The sequence below is a fragment of the Steroidobacter sp. genome, assembly GCF_016790065.1.
Lineage (GTDB): Bacteria > Pseudomonadota > Gammaproteobacteria > Steroidobacterales > Steroidobacteraceae > Steroidobacter.
This window is the reverse complement of sequence record NZ_JAEUPY010000426.1, coordinates 25,369-33,599: the sequence shown is the minus strand read 5'-3', so window position 1 is coordinate 33,599 and position 8,231 is coordinate 25,369. Positions and strand designations below refer to the sequence as shown.

General features: G+C 60.8%; 5 protein-coding genes and 1 pseudogene. 5 read left to right on the top strand and 1 reads right to left on the bottom strand.

The window, feature by feature from the left end; translation table 11 throughout:
* From JNL55_RS17885 to paaK, 5 genes and pseudogenes are all read left to right on the top strand, one after another.
* A pseudogene (locus JNL55_RS17885) lies at positions 1–255 on the top strand (MATE family efflux transporter); the annotation flags it as partial.
* Positions 256–486: 231 nt separating this feature from the next.
* A complete protein-coding gene (locus JNL55_RS17880) occupies positions 487–1,800 on the top strand; it encodes an efflux RND transporter periplasmic adaptor subunit (RefSeq protein ID WP_293856557.1) in 1,314 nt (437 codons plus the stop codon).
* A gap of 37 nt (positions 1,801–1,837) precedes the next feature.
* A complete protein-coding gene (locus JNL55_RS17875) occupies positions 1,838–5,035 on the top strand; it encodes an efflux RND transporter permease subunit (protein WP_293856554.1) in 3,198 nt (1,065 codons plus the stop codon).
* A gap of 68 nt (positions 5,036–5,103) precedes the next feature.
* Positions 5,104–5,517, top strand: a complete 414-nt coding sequence (gene paaI, locus JNL55_RS17870; RefSeq protein WP_293856551.1) for a hydroxyphenylacetyl-CoA thioesterase PaaI — start codon at positions 5,104–5,106, stop codon at positions 5,515–5,517.
* Positions 5,504–6,814 (top strand): phenylacetate--CoA ligase PaaK, encoded by a 1,311-nt coding sequence (gene paaK / locus JNL55_RS17865; protein WP_293856548.1) that lies wholly within the window; start codon positions 5,504–5,506, stop codon positions 6,812–6,814. The genes paaI and paaK overlap by 14 nt, the downstream gene beginning before the upstream one ends.
* Here paaK and JNL55_RS17860 read toward each other — a convergent pair.
* Positions 6,811–8,166, bottom strand: a complete 1,356-nt coding sequence (locus tag JNL55_RS17860; protein WP_293856545.1) for an energy transducer TonB — start codon at positions 8,164–8,166, stop codon at positions 6,811–6,813. The two genes, paaK and JNL55_RS17860, sit on opposite strands and share 4 nt — an antisense overlap.
* Positions 8,167–8,231 lie beyond the last annotated feature (65 nt).

The window sequence follows — 8,231 nt, the reverse complement described above, 5'->3', positions numbered from 1 at the left end:
CTGGCGTTTCCATTGTATGCAGCCGGCATGTGTCTGGAAGCCGCCTTCAATGGCGCGGGCGACACTTGGACGCCAACGCGTCTGAATTTTTTCTGTTTCTGGTTGTTTCAAATCCCACTGGCCTGGCTGTTGGCGGAATTTTTCCGACTCGGGCCGCTGGGTGTATTCATTGCAGTGCCCATCGGTTTTTCGGCACTGGCCTTGTGGAGCCTGGTGTTATTCCGGCGCGGGCGCTGGAAACAAAAACAAATCTGACAGTCGACGCCTGAATCCACCGACTCGTCGCCCTGACTCATCGCACTGGGCCGGCATCCGGTCGCAGAAAGAATTTCCCCGTCCTTGTAACCTTTTACGCTTGCCCTCCGTCCAATCAGCAAGCGCACTGCCGGGCTCTTTGAGCCAAACAGTGCAACTAAGGGCGAGCTGCCGGGTTCTAAGCCTGTCCTCGTCCGCCGGCCTTTAGGACATCCGGTCGTGGAATCCGCAATGAAAACCAGTGCACAGCAAGTATCTATACGTGAACCGCATTCGGCGGCGGTCACGCCGTTTCCGACCCGACCGGTGGAATCTCGGCCCGCGGCCCAGTCAGAAGAACTGACTCATGCAACTATTGCTACGCCCGATCACGGCGCTGGCTTCGTTCAGATCAAACCTATGAAAGCTTTGATCGCAGTCGCAGTGTTGGCAGCGCTGGGTGCTGTCGCATGGGTTGCTACCCGTGAACCAGCGACGCCTGTTGTTGCGGGCCCCGCAATCAATGCTGCGCCGGTGGAATTGGCGGCGGTGGATGTTGTAACTGTCGAGCCTCGCGTGTTGTCGCGTCACTTGCCGTTGTCCGGTTCCATCGCGCCGTTCGTGCAGGCGACGGTGAAATCCAAAGTCGGTGGTGAAGTCGAGCAGCTGAAGCTGCGCGAAGGTCAGGATGTGCGCGAAGGCGATGTGATTGCTCGCGTCGACACTCGTAACTTGCAAGCTCAATACGATCGCGAAGCTGCAGCGGTGGAAAAGGCTCGCGCCGATCTCAATCTCGCGAAACTGAATCGCGACAAGAATCGCACCCTGCTCGAACAGAAGTTCATTTCGCAGAATACGTTCGAACAGACCGAGAGCGCGTACGCCGGTAGCGTCGCGAGCTTCAAGCTCGCCGAAGCTGAAGCGCGCGTTGCCAAGATCAATCTGGACGATGCCGTCATTCGCGCACCGTTCTCCGGCACCATTGCCAAGCGCTTGGTACAGCCGGGCGAAAAAGTGTCGCCCGACTCTGCCATCGTGAATCTGGTCGATCTGAAACAAATGGTGTTGGAAGCGGCGGTACCGGCCGCTGAGATTCCGGCGGTGCGGGTCGGTCAGAAAGTGAGTTTCCGTGTCGGTGGTTTCGGCGATCGCGTGTTCCAAGGCGAAGTGCAGCGGATCAATCCGATGACGGCCGACGGTTCGCGCGCCATTCCTATCTATATCGCCGTGCCGAATGCGGATAGCGCGCTCAAGGGTGGCATGTTCGCGCAAGGCGAGCTGATGCTGAACTCGACGCAGCCGGTGTTGGCGGTGTCGCAACGTGCCGTGCGCGATGAAGCAGGTGCGTCTTACGTTTACGTTCTGCGCGACGAAAAGATCGTTCGTACCAACGTGAAGGTCGGGCCGCGTAGCGAAGGCGAGGCGTTCGTCGAAGTTCGCGACGGTCTGCGGGCCGGCGATCAAGTCATCGTGGCCGACATCGGCGATGACAAAGCCGGTGGTGTCGCCCGCGTGCGTAAGTCTGAAGTGACGGCTGCGATCGCTAGCGAAATCGCCAGCAACTAATTAACTCACGGCGCATTCGCGCGCGGGTATTGCTCACATGTGGATTACTCGCACCAGCATCAACCAGCCGGTCTTCGCGACCATGGTCATGCTGGCCCTGGTGGTGCTCGGCTTTTATTCGTATCGGCTGTTGCCGGTCGAACAAATGCCCGAGATCGCCATCCCGCAAGCGTTCGTGTCGGTGACTTATCCCGGTGCCTCGCCCGAGGCCATCGAGAACGACGTCATCAAGCCGCTGGAAAACGTCATCAACGGCGTCGAAGGCGTCAAGAACGTCTATGCCACGGCCCGTGAGGGCAATGCGTTCCTGATGATCGATTTCCGGATGGAAGTCGACGTGGTCGCCGCGACTCAGGAAGTTCGCGATAAGGTGGCGCAGATCCGCCCCTCGTTGCCGCGCGAAGTTCGCGAGCCAATGATTTCTCGCGCCAACAACGACAGCTCCAGCGAGCCGGTCGTGAGCTTGGTGGTTTACTCGACCACTCGTAGCCTGCGCGAAGTTTCGACCATCACCGATCAGCAGATCGTCAAACGTCTACAGAACTCTTACGGCGTGGGCAATGTGTCCGTCGGCGGCGCCGTCGAGCGGCAAGTGCAGATTTTCCTTCGCGCCGAACAGCTCCAAAGCTTCCGGGTCGGCGTCGATCAAGTGATCGAAGCGGTGCGCGCGGCCAACCAGGATCTGCCGGCCGGCAATATTTCTCGCGGTGCTACGGAACAGCTGGTCCGCGTCGAAGGCAAGATGAAGGACCCGCGCGCTTTCGAACGCATCATCGTTGCGAATCAGGGCGGCGCGCCGGTTTACCTGAGCCAGATTGCCGACATCGTCGACGGTGAGGCCGAAGAGCAATCCATCTCGCGCGTCAACGGCATGCGCTCGGTGTCGCTGGACGTGTTCAAGGTGCAGCAGGCCAACATCGTCGAAGTGGGTAAGGGCATCGACGAAGCGGTCGCCGAACTCACGTCGCGCCTGCCTGCGGACATCGTGATCCGCACCTTGTGGTCGGATGCCAAGTTCATCCAAGGCTCGCTGGATCGAGTCAAGGAAACCATTCTGGAAGGCGCGGCGCTGACCATCCTGATCGTGTTCCTGTTCCTGCACTCGTGGCGTTCTACCATCATCACCGGCTTGACCTTGCCGATCTCGGTGATTGCTACCTTCATCGCGTTGCATGCGTTCGGCTTCACGCTCAACTTCATGACCTTGATGGCGCTGTCGTTGTGTATCGGCCTGTTGATCGACGACGCCATCGTGGTGCGCGAAAACATCGTGCGTCACGCCGACATGGGCAAGAGTCATCGGGACGCAGCGCTGGAAGGCACCAGCGAAATCGGCCTGGCCGTGATGGCGACCACGTTCGCGATCCTGGCGGTGTTCATCCCGGTCGCGTTCATGAGCGGGGTCATCGGCAAGTTCTTCCTGCCTTTCGGTATCACGGTGGCGGTGGCGGTAATGGTGTCGCTGTTCGTCAGCTTCACGCTCGATCCGATGCTGTCGTCGGTGTGGCCGGATCCGAGCGAAGGTCGATTCCGTCGCGTGCCGTGGCTCGGCAAGTTGATGGAACGGGTCGAGAGCGTCATCGAATACGCGCATCGCGTTTACGACAAGTTGCTGCGCTGGGCATTGAGCGATCGTCGTTACGGTGTCACTCGTCGTGCCAGCGTCAGTCCGCGCGCCTTGCTGCTGATCGTGGCTGCGTTGTCGTTCTTCGGCAGCTTCCTGATCGTGCCGCTGGTGGGTACGGAGTTCGTGCCCGAGCAGGACGAAGGCATCATGTTCATGCGCATGAATACGCCCATCGGCTCGAGCCTCGAATACACCGATGCCAAGATTGCCGATGCCGAAGTGGCCATTCGTGAGATCGAAGGCGTCGATAGTCTGGTGACGACCATCGGCACCGAGGAAGGCCGCAACTACGCGCGCGTGCGCATCCTGCTCAAGGACAAAGCCCAGTTCAAACGGCCGTCGCAGAAAAAGATCGAAGAACAGATTCGTACCCGGCTGTCGACCATGGCCGGTTTGAGCTTGACGGTGCAGGGCCAGAATCAGCCGGTGGTGATTTCCATCCTCGGGCCGGAGAACGTCAAGTTGACCGAGCTGTCGCAGGAGCTGATGGCGCGGCTCGCCAAGATTCCCGGCATCGCCGATCTGGAAAGCAGCGAACGCGGTGCCAATCCGACCATTGCCGTGCGCATCAAGAATGAGGTGGCCAGCGATTTAGGGCTGACCACGGCCAGCATCGGCAATGCGCTGCGGCCGTTGATCGCGGGCGATCAAATCAGCACCTGGCTCGGCCCGGACGGTCAGGACTATGACGTGATCGTGCAATTGCCCAAGCAGCGGCGTGAGATCGCGGCTGACCTGGGGGATTTGTATGTCACCAGCACGCGCACCGATGCGAATGGCACGCCGTTGCTGGTGCCGCTGCGTCAGATCGCGGATTTTGTCGAGACCACCAGCCCGCAACAGATCAAGCGTCTGAACTTGCAACGGCGCATCACCATCTATGCGAACGCGCAAGGTCGGCCGTCGGGTGACGTAGGCACCGATGCTGAGAATGTAGTGAAGGCCATGCACTTGCCGCCGGGCTATCGCTTCGACATCAGCGGCGCTCAGCAGGAAATGAATGAGACGTCGGCCGCTGCCGGCGCAGCGCTGGGTCTGGCGGTGATCTTCATTTACTTCGTGTTGGCCTCGCAGTTCGGCAGCTTCTTGCAGCCGGTGGCCATCATGGTGTCGTTGCCGCTGTCGTTGATCGGTGTGCTGCTGGCGTTGGCCCTCACCGGCACCACGCTCAACATCTTTTCCATCATCGGCTTCATCATGCTGATGGGCCTGGTGACCAAGAACGCCATTTTGTTGGTGGACTTCACCAATCAGGCGATCCGTTCCGGACGCAGTGTGCGCGAAGCCATCTTCGAAGCCGGCCAAGTGCGTTTGCGGCCGATCTTGATGACCACGCTGGCCATGATCTTCGGCATGTTGCCGATGGCCATCGGGGTCGGCGCCGGCGGCGAGATGCTCGCGCCGATGGGACGCGCCGTCATCGGTGGCGTGATTACCTCGACGTTGTTGACCCTGCTGATCGTGCCGGTGCTGTACACCTACATTCACGGCTTCACCGAGCGCGTCAAAGCCCGTTGGCGCCGCGGCCAGCCTCAAGAAGCGGTCGCAGACGACGGCTCGACCTCGACTCAGCCGACCGACCCGGCCGGCAGCCCGCGAACGACATGACACAGAAAAAGTTGAGATGAGCGAAATGGTGTGTCATCTTCGGACACCCCGTTATCGTGGAGCTTTGCGTGTCAGACGCCGCCCAAGCCCTCGCAGAGCGCTCTGCCGCTGCGATGTACGCCAATGATCGCGCCTCCCAGAGCCTGGGCATGCGCATCCTCGAAACTCGTCCCGGCTACGCCAAGCTGGCGATGCTCGTGCGCGAGGACATGCTCAACGGGGTCGCGTCCTGCCATGGCGGTCTGATTTTTTCCTTGGCGGACAGTGCGTTTGCGTTTTCCTGTAACTCGCATGGCGGAACCGTGGTCGCTGCTGCAGCAGCCATCGACTTTCTGGCGCCGGCCCGTGGCGGCGACGAGTTGACCGCCGTCGCCGTCGAGCGTTGGCGCTCGAAGCGCAACGGAGTATATGAAGTCACTGTTGCCAACCAGAATGGCGACACCATTGCATTGTTCCGAGGGCGCTCGCATGTCGTCGGATAAAGAAACATTCGAGCCCATCGAACGCGCCAGCATCGACGAGCTGAGGTCGCTGCAGTTACAGCGTTTGCAATGGTCGTTGCGGCATGCGTACGACAATGTGCCTCACTACAAGCAGGCATTCGATGCGGCCGGCGCGCATCCCGATGACGTGCGCTCGCTGCAAGATCTGAGTCGCTTTCCGTTTCTGGTGAAGCAAGACTTCCGTAGTCAATATCCGTTTGGATTGCTCGCCGTACCGCGCGAGAAAGCTGTTCGATTGCATGCGTCCAGCGGCACGACCGGTAAGCCGACCGTCGTCGCCTATACGCGCAATGACATCGACACTTGGGCTGGCTTGGTTGCGCGTTCCATCTTCGCCGCGGGCGGCCGTGCGGGCGATATCGTCCATATCGCTTACGGCTATGGTTTGTTCACCGGCGGACTGGGCGCTCACTACGGCGCCGAGAAGTTGGGCTGCACTGTCATTCCCATGTCGGGCGGCCAAACGGAAAAGCAGGTTCAACTGATTCGCGATCTCGAGCCGCGCATCATCATGGTCACGCCTTCGTACATGCTGGCCATTGCTGAAGAGTTCGCGCGGCAAGGCTTGGATCCGGCTTCATGCTCGCTGCGTACCGGCATCTTCGGGGCCGAGCCGTGGACCAATGCCATGCGCCAGGAAATCGAAGCGCGCATGGGCATCGATGCCGTCGACATTTATGGCTTGTCGGAAGTGATGGGCCCGGGGGTCGCCATGGAGTGCGTGTCGAGCAAAGATGGCCCGGTGCTGTGGGAAGATCATTTCTATCCCGAGATCATCGATCCCGAGACGGGCCGCGTGCTGCCCGATGGCGAGGAGGGCGAGCTGGTGCTCACCTCGTTGACCAAAGAAGCGCTGCCGGTGATTCGTTATCGCACGCGAGATCGAACCCGATTGTTGCCGCCCACCGCTCGCTCCATGCGACGCATCGAGCGCATCTCCGGCCGCACCGACGACATGATGATCATCCGCGGCGTGAACGTGTTTCCTACCCAGATCGAAGAACTGATCCTGAAGCAGACCGCGCTGGCGCCTCACTATCACCTGGAGATATTTCGCGAGGGCCATCTCGACTCACTGACGGTGAATGTCGAGCTGCTCAGCGGAGTGGAGGATCATCGTGCTCGGCGTGATGATGTGGCGATCGAGCTGGTGCAGCTGATCAAGTCGTACATCGGAGTGACCACCACAGTGCTGGTGCATCCGGCGAACTCGCTGGAGCGCTCGGCAGGAAAAGCCAAGCGCGTCACTGACCGACGGCAGAAGGGCTCGGGCTAGTTCGACCGCCGGAACTGCACACGAACCACCACTCGTTCGCTGTTCGCTCCAGCGCCGCGTGGCTCGTACTTCCATTGTTCAACGGCGGCTAGCGCAGATCGATTGAACATCCGGCCGCGGCTGGTGGCCTCGATGCGCGGATCGATCACATCGCCGTTGGGTGAGATCTGCAAGCTCACATCGACCCAACCTTCGATGCCGCGGATCACGGCTTCCTGCGGATACTCAGGTTGAACCATCTTTACCAGCTTCGGCTCGAACGGACGCGTCGCTGCGACCACGACCGGATCGGGCGGCAGCGCGGCGCTAGCCTTTTCCTCGACCGGAGCCACGACGGCGCCGGCTTTGTCTTCGGCCGTAGCGGCGGGCACATGCACTGCCATCGTCGACGCTGATGCTTCAGTCGCCGTCGGCGTGACAGCTTCCGGCTGAGCTACTGCTGGGGCCGCAGCCAGCGATGCAGTAATAGCAGCGACATCGGCAACGACCGCGGCAGGATCAGCCGCGACCGGCCTCGCACCCGCTTTAGTCTTGGTGTTCGGTCCCGCGCCGGCCGCTTCCCGAACCACTTTCTGAATGGCCGATTCGGCCGCCGCCAAGGCAGATTCCGAAGGCACCGACTCGCGCTTCTTGCTAACAGTCGACTTGGTGGCTGGTTCGACCGCCGCAGGCGTCGCAATCACGGTGGCCGCTGCGAGAATCTTGCGTAGCTCCGCGCGCCATTGAGTATCGAGAACAGCGAGACCATTGTGTTCGGGCCGCACGCGTCGTGCCTTCTCCAGTGCCACGCCTGCTTCGGCAATGCGTTGCTCTGCCAATAGCACTCGCGCGTTGGTGAGATGACGATCGGCAATGGCGTCGATGCCGGCCATGGCGTCGGCATTGGTCGGGTCGAGCGCCAGCACGGTGCTGTAGTAATGAAAGGCACTGCGTTCCGGCGGATCGGTGTAGCGACCGTCGGCCATGGCCGTTTGCGCATCGTCGAGGTTGCGCGCTATCACTACGGCCGGATCGATGGCAGGGATGCGCTGTGACATCACCCACCACACACCGACAGCGACGGCGATCAAAGCAACGCCGAAGGCAATCCAGGGTGGGCGCGCGACTACGGGTCGCTCCGCGGCGAATTCGGGTGGCGCGACCGGTGTGGCCGTCGTCATGACGGTCTCGGCCAACGGCACATCGACGACATAGGCATTGGCAACCGGCGGTTCGGCCGGCGCTGCTACGGTTACTGCGTCTGGAGGTGCTGGTAATTTTCGCTTGCGCTGCGCGGTTTCATAAAACGGCGCAGTGATTTCGTTTTTCCCGGACGCTAGTTCGAGTTTTACTCGCGCAGTATCGGTGGCCATGCGCTTATCCCCCAGGGTGCGAGCGGTGCGGGTCGGTGCTGCATTACAGCGCAAGCCCGGCTCGC